Below are 21,047 nucleotides of genomic sequence, written 5' to 3' on the forward strand. Positions count from 1 at the left end.
TCTACTTCCCCTTGTGCCCGGACTTGCCCCGGCCCGGACCCTTGTGGGTGCCGTTCTGGGTGCCGTGCGTGGTGTCGTACTTCTCGTACGCGTCGACGATACGGCCGACCAGCTTGTGCCGGACGACATCCTGAGACGACAGACGCGAGAAGTGGACGTCCTCGACGCCGTCGAGGATGTCCTGCACCTGCCGCAGACCGGACTTCGTGCCGTCCGGGAGGTCGACCTGGGTGACGTCACCGGTGATGACGATCTTCGACTCGAAACCGAGGCGGGTGAGGAACATCTTCATCTGCTCGGGGCTCGTGTTCTGGGCCTCGTCCAGGATGATGAAGGCGTCGTTCAGGGTGCGGCCGCGCATGTACGCGAGCGGCGCGACCTCGATCGTCCCGGCCGCCATGAGCCGCGGGATCGAGTCGGGGTCGAGCATGTCGTGCAGCGCGTCGTACAGCGGGCGCAGATAGGGGTCGATCTTCTCGTAGAGCGTGCCCGGCAGGAAGCCCAGCCGCTCGCCCGCCTCGACCGCGGGCCGGGTCAGGATGATGCGGTTGACCTGCTTGGACTGCAGGGCCTGCACCGCCTTGGCCATGGCCAGATAGGTCTTGCCGGTGCCCGCGGGGCCGATGCCGAAGACGATCGTGTGCTTGTCTATCGCGTCGACGTACCGCTTCTGGTTGAGCGTCTTGGGGCGGATGGTGCGGCCGCGCGAGGACAAAATGTTCTGCGTGAGCACCTCGGCCGGGGTCTCCGGGCCGTCCCCCTCGCCGGCGTCACTCGCCCTCAGCATGGCGATCGAGCGTTCCACTGCGTCCTCCGTCATCGGCTGTCCGGTGCGGAGCACCAGCATCATCTCGTCGAACAGGCGCTGGATGAGGGCGACTTCCGCGGCGTCGCCGACCGCGCTGATCTCGTTGCCCCGGACATGGATGTCGGCCGCCGGGAAGGCCTTCTCGACCACGCGCAGCAGGGAGTCGCCGGACCCCAGCACGGTCACCATGGGGTGCTGGGCGGGGACGGTGAACTGTGCTCTCGCCTGCCCCTGCGCGGGTGTGTGAGCTGTGGGTGTCTGAGTCATGGGCCGGCTCTGAAGGCCTTGCTCGTCCTCCTCGAAACGACTCGCCCGCCACATGGGCGGCCTGGCGTTTTCCAGGGTACGCCGCGGGACCGACAACGCCGTAGGGCTTTTCCCGGGCGGCTCCCGAAGCCGGCGAGGGCCTCAGAACCCCAGCTTGCGCAGCTGGCGGGGGTCGCGCTGCCAGTCCTTGGCCACCTTGACGTGCAGGTCCAGGAAGACCGGCGTGCCCAGCAGGGCCTCGATCTGCTTGCGGGACTTGATGCCGACCTCCTTCAGGCGCTTGCCCTTGGGGCCGATGATGATGCCCTTCTGGCTCGGGCGCTCGATGTAGACGAAGGCGTGGATGTCCAGCAGCGGCTTGTCGGCGGGCCGGTCCTCGCGGGGCAGCATCTCCTCCACGACGACGGCGATGGAGTGCGGCAGCTCGTCGCGGACGCCCTCCAGCGCGGCCTCGCGGATCAGCTCCGCGATCATGACCTGCTCGGGCTCGTCGGTGAGCTCGCCGTCCGGGTACAGGGCGGGGCCCTCCGGCAGCAGCGGGACGATCAGGTCGGCCAGCAGCTCGACCTGATCACCGGCGACCGCCGACACCGGCACGATCTCCGCCCACTCGAAGCCCAGCTCCTTGCCGAGCTGGTCGATCGCGATGAGCTGCTCGGCGAGCGTCTTGCCGTCCACCAGGTCGGTCTTCGTGACGATCGCGATCTTCGGCGTCTTCCTGATCGACGCGAGCTCCTTGGCGATGAAGCGGTCACCGGGACCGAGCTTCTCGTTCGCCGGGAGGCAGAAGCCGATCACGTCGACCTCGGCCCAGGTGGTGCGGACCACGTCGTTCAGCCGCTCGCCCAGCAGGGTGCGCGGCTTGTGCAGGCCCGGGGTGTCGACCAGGATCAGCTGCGCGTCCGGCCGGTGCACGATGCCGCGCACGGTGTGCCGCGTGGTCTGCGGCTGGTTCGCGGTGATCGCCACCTTCTGGCCGACCAGAGCATTCGTCAGCGTGGACTTGCCCGCGTTGGGGCGGCCCACGAAGCAGGCGAAGCCCGCGCGGTGGGGGGCCCCGGACGACGCCGACGGCTCGGATGACTTGCTGCGAACGCTCATGCCGCCCATTCTCCCTGATCCCCGGAGCCCCGCCGTACACCAGGGCGACCCGCGCGGCCCTTAGAGCTCCGAACAAAAGTGGAGCCCGGCTCGCGACGCCTGGCCCGCACGCTCGCCGCGTTGCCGGAAGCCCCTGGTAGCCCCGCTACCAGGGGCTTCCGGCGCCTTGCGATCGCACGCACCAGACGCCGCGAGCTGATCGGACTCCACTTCTGTTCGGAGCTCTTACGCCGCGCGCGGGGAGCGCCTACGATCACGGGGCCCGTCCGTCCCCGCCGCCCGGAAGGCCACCCAGCAGGCATGAAGCTGATCACCGCGGTCGTCAAGCCGTACCGGCTCGACGAGGTCAAGGAAGCCCTCCGGCAGCTCGGTGTGCACGGTCTGACCGTGACGGAGGCGAGCGGCCACGGCCGGCAGCGCGGGCACACCGAGGTGTACCGGGGCGCCGAGTACCAGGTCGACCTGGTGCCCAAGGTCCGTCTCGAGGCGGTCGTCGAGGACGCGGTGGCCGACGAGGCCGTCGAGGCCGTCGTGAAGGCCGCGCACACGGGGAAGATCGGCGACGGCAAGGTCTGGGTGCTGCCCGTGGAGACGGTCGTCCGCGTCCGCACGGGAGAGCGCGGCCCCGACGCGCTGTAGCGCCCGGACCGCGCCCGCGTACGCCGCGCCGGTCAGTCGAAGACGAACGGGCCCGGGGCCTGCGGTCCGGTCGCCGTGCAGGTGATCGTGATGCCGAAGACGGTCATCTCGAGCGAGCCGCCGAACGCCTCCAGGCTGTCCCCAGAGGCCACGGTGCCGCTGAGCGGGCCGACCTGGACGGGGTCGCCGGCCGCCATCGCCGGGTTCTCGGTCCCGCTGAAGATGGCGGTGCCGCCGCCGGCCTTCACCAGGGTGAGCGTCGAGGCGATGGAGTCCTCGCCGAGCGCGATCGGCGCGGTGATGGCGGAGGAGTCGACGGTGAGGGTGGCGGCGGTGCCGTCCTGCGCCGCCGTGAGCGTGGCCTCGCCGCCGCCGAAGCCGCCGCAGTCCGCGGTGATCGTCGCCTTGCCGGGGGTGACCGCCAGCGCGGCCGGCGCGAGGACCAGCCCGGTGACCGCGAGCGCCCCGGCCGCCAGGGCCGCACCTGCTCCGATACGCGTACGTCTCATGGGAATCGCTCCCTCTCGGGTGTGGGGGCGTGCATGTGGGGGGACGGCCCGGCGGACGGGTGCGGACATCCGCGGGCGGGCCGGATCTGACGGTCCGTCGGAACCGCCGTTCCCATTGATGCGTGTGGGACGGACGTCGGCAAGGGTGAAAACCGGCCTCGGCGCCACCCGTACCCGGCTATCCGCGGGTCGACATGTCCTGGAGGCCCACCACCCGCAGCAGCTGCAGGCGCTCGTGGGCGTCCGTGCCGGGCCGGGCGGAGTGCACGACCAGGAGGTGCCGCTGCTGATGGCTGACCATGACCTCGCAGTCCAGCTCCAGCAGCCCCACCAGCGGGTGCAGGAAGCGCTTGGTCGCCTGGTCGCGCCGGGCCACCTCGTGCGCGTCCCACAGCCGGGCGAACTCCTCGCTGCCCGCGCGCAGTTCGGCTACCAGACCGGCCGGCTCCGGGTCGTCGGGGCGGGCCGCCGCCACCGCGCGCAGATTGGCGACCTGAGACCGCGCGATGGCCTCGTGGTCCTCCGGCGGGAAGAGGGCGCGCGCGGCCGGGTCGAGGAAGAAGCCCCGGGTCAGATTGCGCTCCCGCCGCGGGCGGGACATCACGTCCCCGGACAGCGCCCGGGCCATCGCGTTCTGCGCCAGCACCTCACCGCAGTCGGTCACCACCTGCGCCGGTGAGTCGTACAGCCGGTCCAGGATCAGCAGCAGTCCGGGGCGTACATGCGCCGACGCCGTCTCGCGGCGCGGCGGCTCCTCGCCGGCCAGATGGAAGAGATGGTCGCGCTCGTCCTCCGTCAGGCGCAGCGCACGCGCCAGCACGGTCAGCATCTGCCGCGAGGGGCGCGGGCCGCGGGACTGCTCCAGACGCGTGTAGTAGTCCACGGACATCCCGGCCAGTTGCGCCACCTCCTCCCGGCGCAGACCCGGCGTACGGCGCCGGGCCCCGGGGGTGAGACCCACGTCCGACGGGGCCAGCCGGGCGCGGCCGCGGCGCAGGAAGTCGGCGAGTTCGGCTCGGTTCACCCCTCCAGCCTGCGCCATCGCGCGCGCCGTAACCAGGGACCGCCGATCCCCCGATCGACGGGTCTCTCCCGCCCGCGCCGGTCCCCGCCGAGGGTGGAGGGAGACGAGAGGAGCAGATCATGCAGACACTGGTGACGGGTACGACGGGACAGGTCGGCCGGCGGCTCGTGCCGCGGCTGCTGACGCAGGCCGGGCCGGGGGACCGGATCAGGGTCCTGGTCCGGGACGCGGCCCGCGGCGAGCGGTTCGCGGAGCTGGGCGCCGAGGTCGTCGTCGGCGACCTGCGGGACGAGGAGGCGCTCGGCAAGGCGGTCGCCGGCGTCGACGCGGTCCTGAACGTCGCGGCGGCCTTCCGCGGGGTGCCCGACGAGGAGGCGTGGGCGGTCAACCGGGACGCCGCCCTGGCGCTCGGCCGGGCCGCGCGCCAGGGCGGGGTGGAGCGGTTCGTGCAGGTCAGCACGAACAACGTGTACGGCATCGGCCGCGGGCGCCCGCTGGTCGAGGAGGACGAGAGCAGGCCCGGCGGGCACATGTGGGGCGCCTACCCGGCCTCCAAGATCGAGGCCGAGCGGGGGCTGCTGGCGATGGAGGGCCTGGACGTCCGCATCGCCCGGCTCCCGTTCGTCTACGGCGAGGGCGACCCGCATCTGGAGAACGCCATGGCGTGGGCCCCGCGCTGGGCCCCGCAGCAGCGGCTGCACATGGCCCACCACGCGGACGTCGGCCAGGCCCTGACCCGCCTGCTGTACACACCCGGGATCGCGGGCCGCATCTACAACGTCGGCGACGACGCCCCCGTCACCACCGTCGAGCTGTACCAGCTCAGCGGCATGGAGGTGCCCGCCGCGCTGTACGACAACACCGACCCCGACCCCTGGCACAACATCGTGGACACCCGGCGCATCCGCCGCGAGCTCGGCTTCCGGCCGATCTACCCGAGCGTGTGGACCGCCCGGGACGCCGGGGCGCTGTGACCCCGGCCCGGACCGGTCAGCCGGTCCGGGCCCCCGCCGCCTCCCGCTGGTCCCGCAGCAGCTCGCGGAACCAGCGGTAGGAGGCCTTCGGCGTACGCCGCTGAGTGGCGAAGTCGACGTGCACCAGCCCGAAGCGGCGCGCGTAGCCCTCCGCCCACTCGAAGTTGTCCAGCAGCGACCAGACGAAGTAGCCGCGCACGGCCACGCCCGCCTCCACAGCCCGGTGCAGCGCGCGGACATGGCCGTCCAGATAGGCGATGCGCTCCCGGTCGTCGACGCCCTCGTAGGAGCAGCCGTTCTCGGTGATGACGACCGGCGGGAGACGGTCGCCGTAGCGGTCCCGGAAGCCCGTGAGCAGTTCGGTCAGGCCCTCCGGCACCACCGGCCAGCCGAAGTCGGTCGTCGGGACGCCCTCGATGTCCCGTACGGAGAAGGGCAGTTCGGCGGGCATGCTGACCCCTCCGAACTCGATCTCCGTGCCGTGCGGCGCGCCCACCCGGGTCGGGGCGTAGTAGTTGACGCCGTAGAAGTCGAGCGGCTGCGCGATGACCTTCAGGTCGGCCTCGACGTCTCCCGGCATGAGCGCGTCGATGCCGTCCGGGTAGCGGCCGAGCAGCAGCGGGTCGGCGAACAGCCGGTTCAGCAGCAGGTTGTAGAAGTCGGCCGCCTCCAGGTCCGCCTGCTCCTCGGAGGCCGGCCAGGTCGGCCCGTGCGAGTTGGCGATCCCGACGTCCGCCGCACCGGCCGCGCGCAGCGCCTGTACGGCGAGCCCGTGGGCCAGCAGCTGGTGGTGGGCGACCGGCAGGGCGTCGAACAGCAGCCGCCGACCGGGCGCGTGGGTGCCCAGGGCGTGGCCCAGCAGGGTGTGCTCGGCCGGTTCGTTGAGGGTGATCCACGTGCCGACCCGGTCGCCGAGGCGGTCGGCGACCACGGACACGTACGCGGCGAACCGGTCGGCCGTGTCCCGCTCCAGCCAGTCCAGTTCCACCGGCAGGTCCCAGTGGAAGAGCGTCGGCACCGGGCGCACGCCCGCCGCGCACAGCTCGTCCACCAGACGGTCGTAGAAGTCCAGTCCCTGCGGGGAGTTCACCCGCGGCCAGGAGATGGAGAACCGGTACGCGTCCACGCCGAGACCGGCGAGCAGCGCCACGTCCTCGCGGTAGCGGTGGTAGTGGTCGCAGGCCACCTCGGCCGTCGACCCGTCCTTCACCCGCCCCGGCTCGGCCGTGAACGCGTCCCACACGGACCGCCCACGGGTGTCCGCCGCGCCCTCGATCTGATGGGCGGAGGTGGACACCCCCCACAGGAAGCCGTCCGGGAAACGGGGTATCGATGGGGTCGCGCCGCGCTCGTCGATCGCCATGCGCCGGATCATCGGCACCGGCGGCGGTGTCCGTCAACGCCCCGGCAGAGAAACGCTCTAGGCACCCTCCTTCAGCACCCGTGAGATGAGCGCGCGCTGTTCGTCGGTGAGCCGGGGGTCGGAGCAGTACACCGTCCGGCCGTCCACGGTGACCTGGTAGCTGAAGCCGTCCGGCACCCCGACGGGCGGGGTGCCCCGGCCGGACGCCAGCGCGCTCTCGGCCAGGGCGTGCCACTCCTCGGCGTCCGCCCGCCCGGAGGTGTCCACCTCGGCGTGCCGTTCGATGCCCGCGAACCCGCCCGTGCGCCGTACCTGAATACGCATGGGACCTGTCTATTACGCGGCTACGGAATCCGCACCCCGACCTGCTCCCAGGCCTTCGCCACGGCCCGGAACTCGTCGCCCCCGTCGCCGAAGCGCTCCCGGGCCGCCTTCACCGTGAGGGACGCGAAGTCGGTGAACATCGCCCGCTCCGGGAGGTCGCCGCCGGTGAGCACGTCGAACCAGATCCGCCCGGCCCGCTCCCAGGCGTGGCCGCCCAGCGCGGTCGCGGCCAGGTAGAAGGCGTGGTTGGGGATGCCGGAGTTGATGTGGACGCCGCCGTTGTCCCGGCCGGTGCGGACGTAGTCGTCCATCGTGGCGGGCTGCGGGTCCTTGCCGAGGACGTCGTCGTCATACGCGCTGCCCGGCTCCTTCATCGAGCGCAGCGCCTTGCCGGAGACACCGGGGGCGAGCAGGCCCGCGCCGATCAGCCAGTCGGCCTCGGTCGCGGTCTGGCCGAGCGTGTACTGCTTGATGAGGGCGCCGAAGACATCGGACATCGACTCGTTCAGCGCGCCGGGCTGCCCGTAGTAGGTGAGGTTCGCCGTGTACTGGGTGACGCCGTGGGTGAGCTCGTGCCCGATGACGTCGATCGGGATGGTGAAGTCGAGGAAGATCTCCCCGTCCCCGTCGCCGAACACCATCTGCTCGCCGTTCCAGAAGGCGTTGTTGTAGTCCTCGTCGTAGTGGACGGTGGCGTCCAGCGGCAGTCCGTCGCCGTCGATGGAGTGCCGGCCGTACGCCTTCAGGAACAGCTCGAAGGTGGCGCCGAGCCCGGAGAAGGCGCGGTTGACCGTGGCGTCCCGGCCGGGTTCGTCGGCCTCGCCGCGGACCTTGGTGCCGGGCAGGGCGGTGCCGTGCCCGGCGTCGTAGACGGTGCGCAGCGGCTGGTCCGACGGCGCCTTGGCGAGCGGTGCCGAGGCGAGCGCGAACTCGGTGGTGACGCGGCGCCTGCCGCGCAGCTCGCTGTCGCGGACCAGGGTCCTGCGCGCCGGGCCGGAGAGCGCGGGGTCGTCGTTCTTGGCCAGGCGGTCCAGGACGTGCGGCGGTACGACGGTGCAGAAGACGGGCTCGAAGCCCCCGTTGGTCGTCATGTGCCGCACCATCGCACTGCGTGAGGACGATGTCACGAGCGGCGACCATGATTGGTGAAATATACGGATGCGGTCACGGTCTGTGGTCGCTCTGTGTTATGTGGCGGTGTCCGTCTTGTGGCTTTTCGCACACGCTCTCGGGCTCCTTCATGAGCATCCGGTCCCGCATACTGATATGGACCGCCGCATACCGGAGAGCTCGGCTAGCATGCTTCGCATCATGCGTTTCGGGCTGCTTCTTCTTAGCTGCCGCGGCGAGGGCCTGTAGTCCAGGTCGACTCCCTCCCCGCGGAGCTTCGCGTTGCGTCGTCGGCCGTCCTTCCGGACATCCTGAGGAGCCCCGCAGACATGGCGAACCGCCAGCAGCCCAGCACCATGCCGATCCACAAGTACGGCCGCTACGAGCAGGTCGACATCCCCGACCGGACCTGGCCGGACCAGCGTGTCACCACCGCTCCCCGCTGGCTCTCCACCGACCTGCGCGACGGCAACCAGGCCCTGATCGACCCGATGTCGCCCGAGCGCAAGCGCCGGATGTTCGACCAGCTGGTCAGGATGGGCTACAAGGAGATCGAGGTCGGCTTCCCCGCCTCCGGCCAGACCGACTTCGATTTCGTACGGTCGATCATCGAGGACCCCGAGGCCATCCCGGACGACGTCACCATCTCCGTGCTGACCCAGGCCCGCGAGGACCTGATCGAGCGCACGGTGGAGTCCCTGAAGGGCGCCAGGCGGGCCACCGTCCACCTGTACAACGCCACCGCGCCGGTCTTCCGCCGCGTGGTCTTCCGCGGCTCCAGGGACGACATCAAGCAGATCGCCGTCGACGGCACCCGCCTGGTGATGGAGTACGCCGAGAAGCTGCTGGGCCCGGAGACCGAGTTCGGCTACCAGTACTCGCCGGAGATCTTCACCGACACCGAGCTGGACTTCGCGCTGGAGGTCTGCGAGGCGGTGATGGACGTCTACCAGCCCGGCCCCGGCCGCGAGATCATCCTCAACCTGCCCGCCACCGTGGAACGTTCGACGCCGTCCACGCACGCGGACCGCTTCGAGTGGATGCACCGCAACCTGTCCCGCCGCGAGTACGTCTGCCTGTCGGTCCACCCGCACAACGACCGCGGCACCGCCGTCGCCGCCGCCGAGCTGGCGCTGATGGCCGGCGCCGACCGCATCGAGGGCTGTCTGTTCGGGCAGGGCGAGCGCACCGGCAACGTCGACCTGGTCACCCTGGGCATGAACCTCTTCTCCCAGGGCGTCGACCCGCAGATCGACTTCTCCGACATCGACGAGATCCGCCGTACGTGGGAGTACTGCAACCAGATGGAGGTCCACCCGCGCCACCCGTACGTGGGCGACCTGGTCTACACATCCTTCTCCGGCTCCCACCAGGACGCCATCAAGAAGGGCTTCGACGCCATGGAGGCCGACGCCAAGGCGAAGGGCGTCACCGTCGACGACATCGAGTGGGCCGTCCCGTACCTGCCGATCGACCCGAAGGACGTCGGCCGCTCCTACGAGGCCGTCATCCGCGTCAACTCGCAGTCCGGCAAGGGCGGTATCGCGTACGTCCTGAAGAACGACCACAAGCTGGAGCTGCCGCGCCGGATGCAGATCGAGTTCTCGAAGATCATCCAGGCGAAGACGGACGCCGAGGGCGGCGAGGTCACCGGCTCCGACATCTGGGCCACCTTCCAGGACGAGTACCTGCCGAACCCGGAGAACCCCTGGGGCCGGCTGCAGGTCAGGAACGGCCAGTCGACCACCGACACCGACGGGGTGGACACCCTCAAGGTGGAGGCGACCGTCGACGGCGCCGACACCATCCTGGAGGGCAGCGGCAACGGTCCGATCTCGGCCTTCTTCGACGCCCTGGCGAAGATCGGCATCGACGCGCGCCTGCTGGACTACCAGGAGCACACCATGAGCGAGGGCGCCTCCGCGCAGGCCGCCTCGTACATCGAGTGCGCCATCGACGGCAAGGTGCTGTGGGGCATCGGGATCGACGCCAACACCACCCGCGCCTCGCTGAAGGCCGTCGTGTCGGCCGTCAACAGGGCCGCACGCTGACCGTCCCCCACACGGGGAGTCGAGGCCCCGTCCGCCGTGCTCCGGCGGGCGGGGCCCCGACTGTTTCCGGCCAGCGGAACGTGCAGGTCACGGAGAGGTCTCGTCCGGGGTACTGACTCCACGTCCAAGATGTGGCTAACATCACGCAAGCGCGGCGATGTTGCCGTGGCGTTACGGAGGTGCGACGTGCTGCCAGGACGGGGACGAGACGACCGTGCCGCCAGGCCTGCGCGCCTCCTGGGCACCCGCGTCGTGTGGACGGCCGCCGGGGACGGCGAGTTCTTCTGCCCCGGGTGCGGAGGCGACCGCAACTACCAGCGGCTCACCGGCCGCCGCCGCTTCACCCTGCTCGGCGTCCCGGTGCTGCCGCGCGGCGAGACCGGCCCCGTCGTCGAGTGCGCGGCCTGCCGCCGCCACTTCGGCACCGACGCCCTGGACCACCCCACCACCACCCGCTTCTCCGCGATGCTCCGCGACGCCGTCCACACCGTCGCCCTCGCCGTGCTCTCCGCGGGCGGCACCTGCGCCCGCCCGGCCCTGGAGACCGCGGCCGCCACGGTCCGCGCGGCCGGCTTCGACGACTGCACCGAGGAACAGCTCAGCGCCCTGGTCGACGCGCTGGCCGCCGACACCGGCCGGGTCCTGTCCGAGCCCTGCGGCCCCGGGCTCGCCATAGAGCTCCACGAGGCCCTGGACCCGCTCGCCCCGCACCTCGCCCCCGCCGGCCGCGAGTCGATCCTCCTCCAGGGCGCCCGCATCGCCCTCGCCGACGGCCCCTACACCCCCGCCGAACGCGACACCCTCGCCACGGTCGGCGCCGCCCTCACCCTGTGCACGGACGACGTGACGGGCCTCCTTGCAGCAGCGGCCCGCACGCCTTCCTGAGCCCTTCCGGGGGCTCCGGCGACGAGGTCAGGAATCGAGAAGCGCCGCCCCCCGCCCGCCGCTAGCGTGACGGGCATGGACATCAGCATTCACGCCAGCTTCATTCCGCACGACGATCCGGAGGCCTCCCTGGCCTTCTACCGGGACGTCCTCGGCTTCGAGGTCCGCAACGACGTCGGGCAGGGCACGATGCGCTGGATCACCGTGGGCCCGCCCGGGCAGCCCGACACCTCGCTGCTGCTCGCGCCGCCCGCCGCCGACCCCGGTGTCACCGACGACGAGCGCCGGGTCATCGCCGAGATGATGGCCAAGGGCACCTACGGCTGGCTGCTGCTGGCCACCGGCGACGTCGACGAGACCTTCGAGAAGGTGCAGGCCGCCGGCGCCGAGGTCGTGCAGGAGCCCACCGACCAGCCGTACGGCATCCGCGACTGCGCCTTCCGCGACCCCGCGGGCAACCTCATCCGCATCCAGGCCCGGGGCTGACCCCGCCCCACCGGACGACGTCCCCCGACCCAGTCGCAGATGGAGACCTCACGATGACCGAGCCGCACGTCGCCGACACCCACGATCTGATCCGTGTGTACGGGGCGCGGGAGAACAACCTCAAGGACGTCAGCATAGAGATCCCGAAACGCCGGCTGACGGTGTTCACCGGGGTCTCCGGCTCCGGCAAGAGCTCGCTGGTGTTCGACACCATCGCCGCCGAGTCGCAGCGGCTGATCAACGAGACCTACAGCGCGTTCGTCCAGGGCTTCATGCCGAACCTGGCCCGCCCCGAGGTCGACGTCCTCGACGGACTGACCACCGCCATCACCGTCGACCAGCAGCGCATGGGCTCCGACCCGCGCTCCACCGTCGGCACCGCCACCGACGCCAACGCGATGCTGCGCATCCTCTTCAGCCGGCTCGCCGAACCGCACATCGGGCCGCCCTCCGCCTACTCCTTCAACGTCGCCTCCGTCTCCGCGAGCGGCGGCCTCACCGTCGACCGGGGCGCCGACCGGACCAAGACCGAGAAGGTCACCTTCAGCCGTACCGGCGGCATGTGCACCCACTGCGAGGGCCGGGGCCGGGTCTCCGACATCGACCTCACCCAGCTCTACGACGACTCCAAGTCGCTCGCGGAGGATCCCTTCACCATCCCCACCTACACGGGAGACGGGTGGGTCGTGCGGGTGATCACCGAGTCCGGCTTCTTCGACAAGAACAAGCCGATCCGCGAGTTCACCAAGAAGGAACGGCACGACTTCCTCTACCGCGAGCCGACCAAGGTCAAGATCAACGGCGTCAATCTGACGTACGAGGGCCTGATCCCCAAGCTGCAGAAGTCGTTCCTGTCCAAGGACCGCGAGTCGATGCAGCCCCACATCCGGGCCTTCGTGGACCGGGCCGTCACCTTCGCCGTCTGCCCCGAGTGCGACGGCACCCGGCTCAGCGCGCCGGCCCGCTCGTCGAAGATCGGCGGAGTGAGCATCGCCGACGCCTGCGCCATGGAGATCCGCGACCTCGCCGAGTGGGTCCGCGGCCTCGACGCCCCGTCGGTCGCCCCGCTGCTCGAAAAACTCCGGCACAGCCTCGACTCGTTCGAGGAGATCGGCCTCGGCTACCTCTCCCTCGACCGGGCCTCGGGCACCCTCTCCGGCGGCGAGGCGCAGCGCATCAAGATGGTCCGCCACCTCGGCTCCTCGCTCACCGACGTCACCTACGTCTTCGACGAGCCCACCGTCGGACTGCACCCGCACGACATCCAGCGGATGAACAACCTGCTGCTGCGCCTGCGGGACAAGGGCAACACGGTCCTCGTCGTGGAGCACAAACCGGAGACCATCGCGATCGCCGACCACGTCGTCGACCTCGGCCCGGGCGCGGGCGCGGGCGGCGGCACCGTCTGCTTCGAGGGCACCGTCGAGGACCTGCGCGGGTCCGACACCGTCACCGGCCGCCACCTCGACGACCGGGCCAAGCTCAAGGACACCGTCCGCACCCCCACCGGCACCCTGGAGATCCGCGGCGCCGGCGCCAACAACCTCCAGGACGTCGACGTCGACATCCCGCTCGGCGTGCTCTGCGTCGTCACCGGCGTCGCCGGCTCCGGCAAGAGCTCCCTCGTGCACGGCTCCATCCCGGCGCCCGAAGGCGTCGTCTCCGTCGACCAGACGCCGATCCGCGGTTCGCGCCGCAGCAACCCGGCCACCTACACCGGACTGCTGGAGCCGGTCCGCAAGGCGTTCGCCAAGGCCAACGGCGTCAAGCCGGCCCTGTTCAGCGCCAACTCCGAGGGCGCCTGCCCCACCTGCAACGGCGCCGGCGTCGTCTACACCGACCTGGCCATCATGCAGAGCGTCGCCACCACCTGCGAGGACTGCGGCGGCAAGCGGTTCGACGCCTCCGTCCTGGAGTACCGCCTCGGCGGGCGGGACATCAGCGAGGTCCTCGCGATGCCGGTCACCGAGGCCGAGGAGTTCTTCCGCGAGGGCGAGGCCCGTATCCCGGCCGCCCACCGGATCGTCCAGCGGATGGCGGACGTCGGGCTGGGGTACCTCACCCTCGGCCAGCCGCTGACCACCCTGTCCGGCGGTGAGCGCCAGCGCCTCAAGCTGGCCGTGCACATGGCCGACAAGGGCGGCGTCTACGTCCTCGACGAGCCGACGACCGGTCTGCACCTCGCCGACGTCGAGCAGTTGCTCGGCCTGCTGGACCGGCTGGTGGACTCCGGCAAGTCCGTCATCGTCATCGAGCACCACCAGGCCGTCATGGCCCACGCCGACTGGATCATCGACCTCGGTCCCGGCGCCGGTCACGACGGCGGCCGGATCGTCTTCGAGGGCACGCCCGCCGAGCTGGTCGCGTCCCGCTCCACCCTCACCGGTGAGCACCTCGCGGCCTACGTGGGCGGCTGAGCCCCGATGTGCCTGACCGGATCACCGGCCAGGGCCCTGCTGACGTCCCGCTCCCGCCTGCTGCGGGAGTGGACGTCCCAGGAGGCACCCGGCGAAGATGTGGGGGTGACGTCCCACCGCTCGACCCCCGACGAACAGCGGCTGCGCACCCTGGTCGCGCTGCGCCGCGTCCGCGACCGGATGGACCGGGAGTACGCGCAGCCCCTCGACGTGGAGGCCCTCGCCCGCGGCGTCCACATGTCGGCGGGACATCTCAGCCGCGAGTTCCGGGCCGCCTACGGCGAGTCGCCCTACGGCTATCTGATGACGCGCCGCATCGAGCGCGCGATGGCGCTGCTGCGCCGCGGCGACCTCAGCGTCACCGAGGTCTGCTTCGAGGTGGGCTGCTCGTCCCTGGGCACCTTCAGCACCCGTTTCACGGAGCTGGTCGGGATGTCGCCGAGCGCCTACCGGCGCCAGGAGACCGGCGCGGTGGCCGGCATCCCGTCCTGTGTGGCGAAGCAGGTGACCCGGCCGATGCGCGACCGTGAGGCGCCGTTCAGCCTGGCAGCCGCCGTCAACGGCACGGCACCGGCGGGCGCCCGCGCGAGGATGTGACGGCGGGCCGGGGGCGCCCTCCCCGGTGGGGCGCCCCCGGCCCGCCCGCCTCGCGGGCATGTCCTACGGCAGGGTCTTCTCCCAGTACTTGTCGTCGTCGGAGTCGTAGATCAGCTCGCCCCCGGCGTCGTAGCCCTTGATGTGCGGGGCCCGCGTGACCTGCTCGTTGAGCACGCCGGACGCGACGAAGCGGCCCTTGCCGACGGTGGCCTCCGCGCGGGAGTCGCCGTAGGAGACCGTCACCCGGGCCACCGACGGCTTGACGTCGCCGATGACCGCCCAGCGGAACGGCAGCCGCCAGCGGCCGTGGTCCAGGACCGTCTGCTTGAAGAGCCGGTTGCCGTTGGGATTCACCAGCACCGCGCCCTCGTCCGGGATGAGGTCGCTGTCGTCGGTGAACGCGGTGATGCCCTGCGTCACCCCGTCCTCCAGCCGGCAGATCAGCGAGGACCGGTCCTCGTCGTCGGCCTGCGCGACCACGAAGACACCGTCGCCCCCCGTGTTGGAGTCGCCGGTGCTGCGCATCGCCAGCACGATCGTGTACTCGTCCGCCGGGGCCAGACCCGGCCGGCCCGGCCCGGAGCGGGTGAACTCCGAGTCCAGGCAGTTCTCCAGGCCGTCCCTCGCCTGGTCGTAGGTGATCCCGTCGAACAGCGCCGCCCCCGCCCGGTCCGGCTCCGCGCTCGGCGACGGGGACGCCTTCCCGGAAGCCGAAGCCGAAGCAGAGGCCGACGGTGTCGGGGCCGCCGCCGTGCTGCCCTGCGCGCTCCCGGCGCCCAGGCCGTACACCCCGGCCGGTACCGCCACCAGCGTCGCCAGAGCCGCGCCCGCCAGCGCCACCCGGCGCCGCCGCTCCGCCACACCCTGCCGCCTGATCTGCGGATAGGGCGCCGCGGACGGCCGGATCGTATAGGCGTCCTCCGCGAGCAGTTCCCTCAGGTCCTCCTCGAAGTCCCGTTCTCCGTCGTCCATGTGCCGCCTGTCGTCGTTCACCGGTTGCCTCCCTGACCGGACGGGGTCATCCGGGAGAGCCCCGGACACGTACGCAGCTTCGCCAGTCCCTTGGACGCCTGGCTCTTGACCGTGCCGACGGAGCAGCCGAGCAGCTCGGCCACCTCCGCCTCGGACAGGTCCTCCCAGTACCGCATGACCACCACCGCCCGCTGTCTGGACGGCAGTTGGGCCAGCGCGCCGAGGAGCGCCCCGCGCTCGTCGACCCCCGCGTAGCCCTCGTCGCGTCCCGCGCGGTCCGGCGGGGCGTCGGTCAGCGACTCCCGGACCCGCCGCTTGCGGAACCGGTCGCTGTTGCAGCTGACCAGCATCCGCCGGACGTACGCCTCCGGGCTGTCGGCGCGCGACACCCGCCGCCAAGCGCGGTACGCCTTCGCCAGAGCCGTCTGGGTCAGGTCCTCCGCGTGGTGCGCGTCCCCGGTGAGGAGATACGCGGTCCGGACGAGGTGCGACCATCGCGCTCTGACGAATTCCTGGAACTGGGCCTCTAGTTCGGCCTGCATCAAGCACCCTCCCTCGCCCACCTGACCACCATCGCGGCGGAATCGGTTGCCCGGCGTGCGGCGCCCGGTTCGAATGGGACGGTGGAGACCGAGAAGCAGTGGCACGAGGGCGACCCGGGAGTCCTGAGGCTGCCGTCCGGACGGCTGGTGCGCGGCCGCGCCCTGCGCCGCCCCCTCGACCCGGCGGCACCCCCGCCCACCTACGGCGTCTATCTGCTCGGCCGCAGACCGCCCGCCACCGAGTGGGAGGCCCACTGGATCCGCTGGCCCGACTTCCGCCTGCCCGCCGACCGCGCCGCCGCCCGCGCGACGCTCACCGCGGCCTGGGAACGGGCCCCGTACGAGCGCGTCGAGATCGCCTGCGGCGGCGGACGCGGCCGTACGGGGACGGCGCTGGCGTGTCTCGCGGTCCTGGACGGCGTACCGGCCGGGGAGGCCGTGGACTTCGTGCGGCGGCACTACGACCGGCACGCCGTGGAGACGCCGTGGCAGCGGCGTTACGTGCGGACGTTCAGCTGAGCGTGTCCGCCACGAGCCTCGTCGCCTCGACGATCAGCGCGTGGTCGTACGCCGCGTCCTGCTCGGGCCGGGTCGTCATGACCGCGAGGACGAGCGGGACGCCCTCCTCGGTCCAGACGACGCCCGCGTCGTTGTTCGCGCCGTAGCTGCCGCCGCCGGTCTTGTCGGCGACCGTCCACGGCGGCGGCAGGGCCGCGCGGAAGCGGTTGACGCTGGTGGTGTTGTGCAGCAGCCAGTGCGTCAGCCGGGCCCGGTCGCGGGCGTCGAGGGCGTCCCCGAGGACCAGCCGGGCGTAACTGCCGCCGATGGCGCGCGGGCTCGTGGTGTCGGTGACCCGCCACGGCTCCGCCGAGTTCAGCTCGGTCTCCCAGCGGTCCAGCCGGGTCACCCGGTCGCCGATCGAGCGGGCGAACCGGGTCACCGCCGTGGGGCCGCCGATCTGGCGCAGCAGCAGGTTCCCGGCCGTGTTGTCGCTGAACCGGATGGCGGCGTCCGCGAGTTCGGCGACCGTCATGCCGGTCTCCAGATGCGCCCGCGTGACGTCGGAGTTGGCCACCAGATCGGCCTCGGTGTAGTGGATACGCCGGGCCAGCACCTCGCCGTCGCGGTCCAGGTCGCGCAGGACGGCCGCGACGGCGAGCGGCTTGAACAGGGAGCAGACCGGGAAGCGCTCGTCGGCGCGGTGCGTGAGGGTCCGGCCGGTGACCACGTTGTGGGCGTACACACCGAGCCGGGCGCCGTGGCCGCGCTCCAGCTCGCGCAGCCGGGCCCGGACGTCACCGCCGGTGGTGGCGTGGGCGGGTGCGGCGGCCAGCGCGGCGGCCGCGGCGCCCGCCGTGACGAGCAGCGCACGGCGGCTCATCCGCGAAGACATCGGAGGCGTGGGGGAGGTGGGGGAGGGAATCGTGCTCTCCTTCGTTCGAGGGACGTCGACGATCTACTGATGATCGACGCCCTCGCCCCTCCCTTGGTTGCGACGCCGTGGACACGCCCTACGGGCGGTACGGGTCCTGCCAGGGCTCCGCACGGTCCGGGCCCATCTCCAGCACCATGATGAGCCGGTCCTCGCCGGGTCCCAGGTAGTCGCGGTGGACTCTGCCGTCGGTGGAGAAGCCCAGGGTGCGGTAGAGCGCGATGGCCGCCGCGTTGGTCGGCTCCACGGTCAGCCGCACCTCGTGCACCCGCTCCCGGCGCAGCTGGCGCAGCACCTCCAGCATCAGCCGCCGGCCCAGGCCCCGGCCCCGCTGGTCGGCGCTGACGGCGAGGCTGAGGACCCAGCAGACATAGCCGTCGGACGTCGTCACGAACAGCGCATAGCCGTGCAGGCACTCCCCGTCGTCCAGGACGAGGATGCGGTCGCCGTGGGCGTCGATGTGCTGGCGGAGCACGAAGTAGGGGTACGGATCCTCGGGGAAGACCTCCCGGTCCACGCGCAGAAGCTCGGGCAGATCGGCCTCGGTGACCCCCCGCATGGTCAGCGGCCGGTCGTCGCGGTCGGCGAAGAACGCCTGGTCGGTGTGGTGTCCCCGGAAAGGGAAACGTTCCTCCGGTAGCGCCATCGGCCGCCCCCTGGTTGATGGAATGCCGTCACTCGTGCAGGTGAGTACCCGTGCCCGCCGTTGCCGGTGCCCACCGAGGTCCGCCCCATCTTGAGCAGCGCCGTTCCCGCTGGACAAGACCGCACTGTGCCTATGCCCCAACGCGCTCCCGGTGCGCCTCCTTTTGGTACCGTTGGTGGAATGACCCAGAGATCGTCGGGGGGCGTCCAGGTGATGAATGCCGATGTGCCATGGGACGCGGCATTCGACTCGATCGCCTACCTTGATCACAATTACCGCGCCTTACAGGCGGAGGACGCGGAGATCCTGCACATCATCCGGGACCATTTCGGCGACCATTTCCGGAAGCAGGGCGTCGGGCCGGTCAGCGGGATCGACGTGGGGGCGGGGGTGAACCTGTACCCGGCCCTCGCGATGCTGCCCTGGTGCGACGAGATCACGCTCTTCGAGCGCTCCGCGTCCAACGTGGCCTACCTCAAGAGCCAGATCGACGGCTACGACAACAACTGGGACAAGTTCTGGGCCGCCCTGTGCCGCAAGGACGCCTACCGCACCATGGACATGGACCCGCGCGAGCGCTTCCGAAAGGTCGTCCAGGTCGAGCAGGGCGACATCTTCGACCTCCGCGACGAGGGGCGCTGGTCCGTCGGCACGATGTTCTTCGTCGCCGAGTCGATGACCGCCGTGCACGCCGAGTTCGAGCTCGGCGTCGAGCGGTTCATGCGCGCCCTGGCCCCGGGCGCCCCCTTCGCCACCGCGTTCATGGAACATTCGAAGGGCTATCACGCCGGTGAGCATTTCTTCCCGGCGTGTGACGTGGGAGAATCCGACGTGCGCGCGAGTCTCGAGGCTTTCGCGGGCGACTTCAAGGTGCAACGACTCGAATCCGCGGCAGCCGTACGCGACGGATATTCGGGAATGATCGTGGCCTACGGCTGGCGGGCGAATTCGGATTCGCCCATTCCGGTCGGCTGATCGACAAGGCTTCACAACAGCACAGAGATATTTCCTCAAGTGATGGCAGTGCGGCCTGTGTGAGGGGCATGGGATGCAGATCAAGCCACGCCAGCATCTGCTGGACATCTGGCAGGCGATTGCCCGCCACTCTTTCGACGGGGGGGAGTGGCAATGGGGCGACTGGGGCAAGGAGAGCAGCGTCGCCGACGCCGAGCGGCTGCTGTGCCTGCTCTATCCCGCCACCGAGATCCCCGCCTTCCGGCTCGACGATCCCGACACCACACAGGAGGACGTCCAGCAGGTCCTGAAGAAGGCCGGAGGACGACTGGACATCCCGGCCAACCTCGTGACGGCCGCCGCCGACTTCATGCGGACGCACACCGGTGAGGACAAGCGGCCCACCTTCGCGGGCGGTTACTACTTCGGCTCCCACGACAAGACCAAGGAACTCACGGAGGAGCAGCGCCGGTTAGGCGTGGTCGACTCCTACTCCATGTCGATCACGCTGTGCCTCGCCCTGCTCGGCTTCCTCAAGGTCTACGAGACCAGGACCCGGCGCAGCGACATCAAGGAGACCATCGCCGAACTCCGCGCGGCCACCAGCAACCGCCTCACCGCCGCCATGGTGAGCCTGCTGCGCTCCTTCGTCGTCAACGTCTTCGACACCGACTCCTCCCAGGGCCAGACCCTCACCGAACTCCTCGGCCAGCAGCGGCTGTCGCAGCGCCAGGTGCTGAACAAGTTCCAGAACCGCTTCCGAGCCCTGCGCGCCGCGATCAACGAGAGCGTGTTCCTCGGCATCGACGTCCAGGAAGGCCTCAAGGACGAGAACCAGCTCTTCGAGTGCGGCTTCTCCTGGACCATGGTCAAGGACGCCCCCGAGGTCGAGACCAGCGAACCCATCGGGCCGCAGCCCGACGGCGTCGCCAACCCGGTGCCGTACCTGTACTTCACCGTGGTCGCCCTCGACGGTATCCAGGACCTGTTCTCCGACCGCACCCTCACCCTCGGCCTGCTCAACACCGAGCAGCAGAGACTCGCCGAGTCGCTGCGCCTGCGGTGGGAGCTGACCCAGCAGTACTGGTCCGGCATCGCCCGCTTCAACGCCGACCGCTGGCCCCTGGAGGACATCCCCTGGCGTACGACGGGACAGAAGCTGGAGTCCGAGTACTTCTCCCTCTCCGTCGCCGCCATCCTCGTGCACGACCTGATGCGCCGCCGGGCCACCGACGACGACCTGACCCGCACCGTCGGCGTCATGGAGCGCCTCGCCGAACGCGGCCGCATCACCAGCCGCATGGTCCGCGACGACCCGATCGTGCACGCCCTGCACAACGTCGGCGTCGTCCTGCCGCTCCAGGGCAGCGAACGCCTCGGCCCGCCCATGACCTGGGCCATGACCGACTTCTCCGCCCAGCTGCTCAAGCGGACCGTCCAGCTGTGCACCCTCTCCCGCAACCTCGCCTCCCACGACCGGCTGCTCCGCCTCGCCGAGGACGTCTTCGACCACATGTGGCGCCGGCGCATCCGCGACGGCGAGGGCGTCGGCCTCTGGGACAACATCCACGCCGCCTACCCGGACGCAGAGATCCACCAGCGGCGCGTCCCGGTCTCCTGGAGCATCACCGAGCGGGTCACCGAGGTCATGGTGCAGGCCAACGTCATGTACCGGCAGCCCCCGATCCGCAGCAACGAACTGACCGAACTGGCGAAGGCGTTGCTCAGCGAGTCCGCCCACCTCCTGGGCAACGAGCAGATGGAGCCCGCCCCCGCGGACGCCGGCCGGCACGGCATGCAGCTGCGCAACATCGAGGTGAAGCTGCGCCGCGCCCGCACCCTCGTCGAGGAACAGCCCGGCACCGCCTACGCCCTCACGCTCGACGTCCTCGGACAGCTCGACTCGCTCGCCCGCGCCCGCGAGGCCGCGGACCGGGGAGTGTGAG

At 71.0% G+C, this 21,047-nt stretch carries 21 protein-coding genes; 10 read left to right on the forward strand and 11 right to left on the reverse strand.

Translation table 11 applies throughout. The features are described from left to right. Position 1 precedes the first annotated feature (1 nt). Positions 2–1,075: a PhoH family protein gene (locus KBY32_RS16950; protein ID WP_210980628.1), complete on the reverse strand. Its 1,074-nt coding sequence runs from the start codon at positions 1,073–1,075 to the stop codon at positions 2–4. A gap of 141 nt (positions 1,076–1,216) precedes the next feature. Beyond that, the gene (era, locus tag KBY32_RS16955; protein ID WP_210980629.1) at positions 1,217–2,185 is read right to left on the reverse strand and encodes a GTPase Era; all 969 of its coding nucleotides are present in this window, start codon (positions 2,183–2,185) and stop codon (positions 1,217–1,219) included. A 291-nt stretch (positions 2,186–2,476) separates the two neighbouring features. Here era and KBY32_RS16960 point away from each other — a divergent pair, with 291 nt between their 5' ends. Then, complete coding sequence (locus KBY32_RS16960) at positions 2,477–2,815, forward strand: P-II family nitrogen regulator (RefSeq protein ID WP_055620876.1); 339 nt, start codon at positions 2,477–2,479, stop codon at positions 2,813–2,815. Positions 2,816–2,847: 32 nt separating this feature from the next. On the opposite strand, the gene KBY32_RS16965 is transcribed toward KBY32_RS16960, so the two are convergent. Together KBY32_RS16965 and KBY32_RS16970 are read right to left on the reverse strand one after the other, a co-directional pair. Next, the gene (locus KBY32_RS16965; RefSeq protein WP_210980630.1) at positions 2,848–3,324 is read right to left on the reverse strand and encodes a hypothetical protein; all 477 of its coding nucleotides are present in this window, start codon (positions 3,322–3,324) and stop codon (positions 2,848–2,850) included. Positions 3,325–3,502: 178 nt separating this feature from the next. Further along, on the reverse strand, positions 3,503–4,348 hold the full coding sequence (locus KBY32_RS16970; protein ID WP_210980631.1) for a helix-turn-helix transcriptional regulator: 846 nt from the start codon (positions 4,346–4,348) through the stop codon (positions 3,503–3,505). A gap of 119 nt (positions 4,349–4,467) precedes the next feature. Here KBY32_RS16970 and KBY32_RS16975 point away from each other — a divergent pair, with 119 nt between their 5' ends. Continuing rightward, on the forward strand, positions 4,468–5,322 hold the full coding sequence (locus KBY32_RS16975; RefSeq protein ID WP_210980632.1) for an NAD(P)-dependent oxidoreductase: 855 nt from the start codon (positions 4,468–4,470) through the stop codon (positions 5,320–5,322). Positions 5,323–5,338: 16 nt separating this feature from the next. On the opposite strand, the gene KBY32_RS16980 is transcribed toward KBY32_RS16975, so the two are convergent. The 3 genes from KBY32_RS16980 to KBY32_RS16990 are packed head-to-tail and all read right to left on the reverse strand — an operon-like array spanning position 5,339 to position 8,100. Beyond that, positions 5,339–6,697, reverse strand: coding sequence for a GH1 family beta-glucosidase (locus tag KBY32_RS16980; protein ID WP_210980771.1), 1,359 nt, complete (start codon positions 6,695–6,697; stop codon positions 5,339–5,341). 45 nt (positions 6,698–6,742) lie between these two features. Beyond that, positions 6,743–7,009, reverse strand: coding sequence for a protealysin inhibitor emfourin (locus KBY32_RS16985; RefSeq protein WP_055620872.1), 267 nt, complete (start codon positions 7,007–7,009; stop codon positions 6,743–6,745). Between the two features lie 20 nt (positions 7,010–7,029). Further along, on the reverse strand, positions 7,030–8,100 hold the full coding sequence (locus KBY32_RS16990) for a M4 family metallopeptidase (RefSeq protein WP_210980633.1): 1,071 nt from the start codon (positions 8,098–8,100) through the stop codon (positions 7,030–7,032). 348 nt (positions 8,101–8,448) lie between these two features. On the opposite strand from KBY32_RS16990, the gene leuA reads away from it, so the two are divergent. The 5 genes from leuA to KBY32_RS17015 all read left to right on the forward strand — a co-directional run bounded on the left by leuA (position 8,449) and on the right by KBY32_RS17015 (position 14,555). After that, positions 8,449–10,170 (forward strand): 2-isopropylmalate synthase, encoded by a 1,722-nt coding sequence (gene leuA / locus KBY32_RS16995; RefSeq protein ID WP_210980634.1) that lies wholly within the window; start codon positions 8,449–8,451, stop codon positions 10,168–10,170. 186 nt (positions 10,171–10,356) lie between these two features. Further along, on the forward strand, positions 10,357–11,055 hold the full coding sequence (locus KBY32_RS17000) for a TerB family tellurite resistance protein (RefSeq protein WP_055620870.1): 699 nt from the start codon (positions 10,357–10,359) through the stop codon (positions 11,053–11,055). Positions 11,056–11,130: 75 nt separating this feature from the next. Then, positions 11,131–11,541 (forward strand): VOC family protein, encoded by a 411-nt coding sequence (locus KBY32_RS17005; RefSeq protein WP_115508835.1) that lies wholly within the window; start codon positions 11,131–11,133, stop codon positions 11,539–11,541. Positions 11,542–11,594: 53 nt separating this feature from the next. Further along, a complete protein-coding gene (locus tag KBY32_RS17010; protein WP_210980635.1) occupies positions 11,595–13,958 on the forward strand; it encodes an excinuclease ABC subunit UvrA in 2,364 nt (787 codons plus the stop codon). A 180-nt stretch (positions 13,959–14,138) separates the two neighbouring features. Continuing rightward, entirely contained in the window at positions 14,139–14,555 is a 417-nt protein-coding gene (locus KBY32_RS17015; protein ID WP_247689622.1) for a helix-turn-helix transcriptional regulator, read from the forward strand. 63 nt (positions 14,556–14,618) lie between these two features. Here KBY32_RS17015 and KBY32_RS17020 read toward each other — a convergent pair whose 3' ends face one another. Both KBY32_RS17020 and KBY32_RS17025 read right to left on the reverse strand, forming a co-directional pair. After that, complete coding sequence (locus tag KBY32_RS17020; protein ID WP_308293746.1) at positions 14,619–15,548, reverse strand: hypothetical protein; 930 nt, start codon at positions 15,546–15,548, stop codon at positions 14,619–14,621. Further along, positions 15,545–16,069 carry a SigE family RNA polymerase sigma factor gene (locus KBY32_RS17025; RefSeq protein WP_210980637.1) on the reverse strand — a complete coding sequence of 175 codons (525 nt, stop codon included), beginning with the start codon at positions 16,067–16,069 and terminating at the stop codon, positions 15,545–15,547. The genes KBY32_RS17020 and KBY32_RS17025 overlap by 4 nt, the downstream gene beginning before the upstream one ends. An 81-nt stretch (positions 16,070–16,150) precedes the next feature. Between KBY32_RS17025 and KBY32_RS17030 the strand changes: the two genes are divergently transcribed. Next, positions 16,151–16,588 carry a protein-tyrosine phosphatase family protein gene (locus KBY32_RS17030; protein ID WP_115508760.1) on the forward strand — a complete coding sequence of 146 codons (438 nt, stop codon included), beginning with the start codon at positions 16,151–16,153 and terminating at the stop codon, positions 16,586–16,588. Here KBY32_RS17030 and bla read toward each other — a convergent pair. Both bla and KBY32_RS17040 read right to left on the reverse strand, forming a co-directional pair. Beyond that, on the reverse strand, positions 16,581–17,462 hold the full coding sequence (bla, locus tag KBY32_RS17035; RefSeq protein ID WP_210980638.1) for a class A beta-lactamase: 882 nt from the start codon (positions 17,460–17,462) through the stop codon (positions 16,581–16,583). The genes KBY32_RS17030 and bla overlap by 8 nt on opposite strands. 118 nt (positions 17,463–17,580) lie before the next feature. Next, positions 17,581–18,147, reverse strand: a complete 567-nt coding sequence (locus KBY32_RS17040) for a GNAT family N-acetyltransferase (protein ID WP_210980639.1) — start codon at positions 18,145–18,147, stop codon at positions 17,581–17,583. A 180-nt stretch (positions 18,148–18,327) separates the two neighbouring features. On the opposite strand from KBY32_RS17040, the gene KBY32_RS17045 reads away from it, so the two are divergent. Then, entirely contained in the window at positions 18,328–19,122 is a 795-nt protein-coding gene (locus tag KBY32_RS17045) for an SCO2525 family SAM-dependent methyltransferase (protein WP_247689579.1), read from the forward strand. Between the two features lie 73 nt (positions 19,123–19,195). After that, the gene (locus KBY32_RS17050; RefSeq protein ID WP_210980640.1) at positions 19,196–21,046 is read left to right on the forward strand and encodes an SCO2524 family protein; all 1,851 of its coding nucleotides are present in this window, start codon (positions 19,196–19,198) and stop codon (positions 21,044–21,046) included. Position 21,047: the final 1 nt, after the last annotated feature.

It is taken from the genome of Streptomyces sp. RK62 (assembly GCF_018070255.1).
Classification (GTDB): Bacteria; Actinomycetota; Actinomycetes; order Streptomycetales; family Streptomycetaceae; genus Streptomyces; species Streptomyces nigra.

What these genes read in the sequence shown, in the direction of transcription:
- leuA (WP_210980634.1), top strand. Translation starts at nt 8,449, where the DNA reads ATGGCGAACCGCCAGCAGCCCAGCACCATGCCGATCCACAAGTACGGC.
- KBY32_RS17005 (WP_115508835.1), top strand. Translation starts at nt 11,131, where the DNA reads ATGGACATCAGCATTCACGCCAGCTTCATTCCGCACGACGATCCGGAG.
- KBY32_RS17045 (WP_247689579.1), top strand. Translation starts at nt 18,328, where the DNA reads ATGACCCAGAGATCGTCGGGGGGCGTCCAGGTGATGAATGCCGATGTG.
- KBY32_RS16975 (WP_210980632.1), top strand. Translation starts at nt 4,468, where the DNA reads ATGCAGACACTGGTGACGGGTACGACGGGACAGGTCGGCCGGCGGCTC.
- KBY32_RS16965 (WP_210980630.1), bottom strand. Translation starts at nt 3,324, where the DNA reads ATGAGACGTACGCGTATCGGAGCAGGTGCGGCCCTGGCGGCCGGGGCG.
- bla (WP_210980638.1), bottom strand. Translation starts at nt 17,462, where the DNA reads ATGTCTTCGCGGATGAGCCGCCGTGCGCTGCTCGTCACGGCGGGCGCC.
- KBY32_RS17015 (WP_247689622.1), top strand. Translation starts at nt 14,139, where the DNA reads ATGGACCGGGAGTACGCGCAGCCCCTCGACGTGGAGGCCCTCGCCCGC.
- KBY32_RS16990 (WP_210980633.1), bottom strand. Translation starts at nt 8,100, where the DNA reads ATGACGACCAACGGGGGCTTCGAGCCCGTCTTCTGCACCGTCGTACCG.
- KBY32_RS16985 (WP_055620872.1), bottom strand. Translation starts at nt 7,009, where the DNA reads ATGCGTATTCAGGTACGGCGCACGGGCGGGTTCGCGGGCATCGAACGG.
- KBY32_RS17025 (WP_210980637.1), bottom strand. Translation starts at nt 16,069, where the DNA reads ATGCAGGCCGAACTAGAGGCCCAGTTCCAGGAATTCGTCAGAGCGCGA.
- KBY32_RS17040 (WP_210980639.1), bottom strand. Translation starts at nt 18,147, where the DNA reads ATGGCGCTACCGGAGGAACGTTTCCCTTTCCGGGGACACCACACCGAC.
- KBY32_RS16950 (WP_210980628.1), bottom strand. Translation starts at nt 1,075, where the DNA reads ATGACTCAGACACCCACAGCTCACACACCCGCGCAGGGGCAGGCGAGA.
- KBY32_RS17010 (WP_210980635.1), top strand. Translation starts at nt 11,595, where the DNA reads ATGACCGAGCCGCACGTCGCCGACACCCACGATCTGATCCGTGTGTAC.
- KBY32_RS16960 (WP_055620876.1), top strand. Translation starts at nt 2,477, where the DNA reads ATGAAGCTGATCACCGCGGTCGTCAAGCCGTACCGGCTCGACGAGGTC.
- era (WP_210980629.1), bottom strand. Translation starts at nt 2,185, where the DNA reads ATGGGCGGCATGAGCGTTCGCAGCAAGTCATCCGAGCCGTCGGCGTCG.
- KBY32_RS16980 (WP_210980771.1), bottom strand. Translation starts at nt 6,697, where the DNA reads ATGATCCGGCGCATGGCGATCGACGAGCGCGGCGCGACCCCATCGATA.
- KBY32_RS17050 (WP_210980640.1), top strand. Translation starts at nt 19,196, where the DNA reads ATGCAGATCAAGCCACGCCAGCATCTGCTGGACATCTGGCAGGCGATT.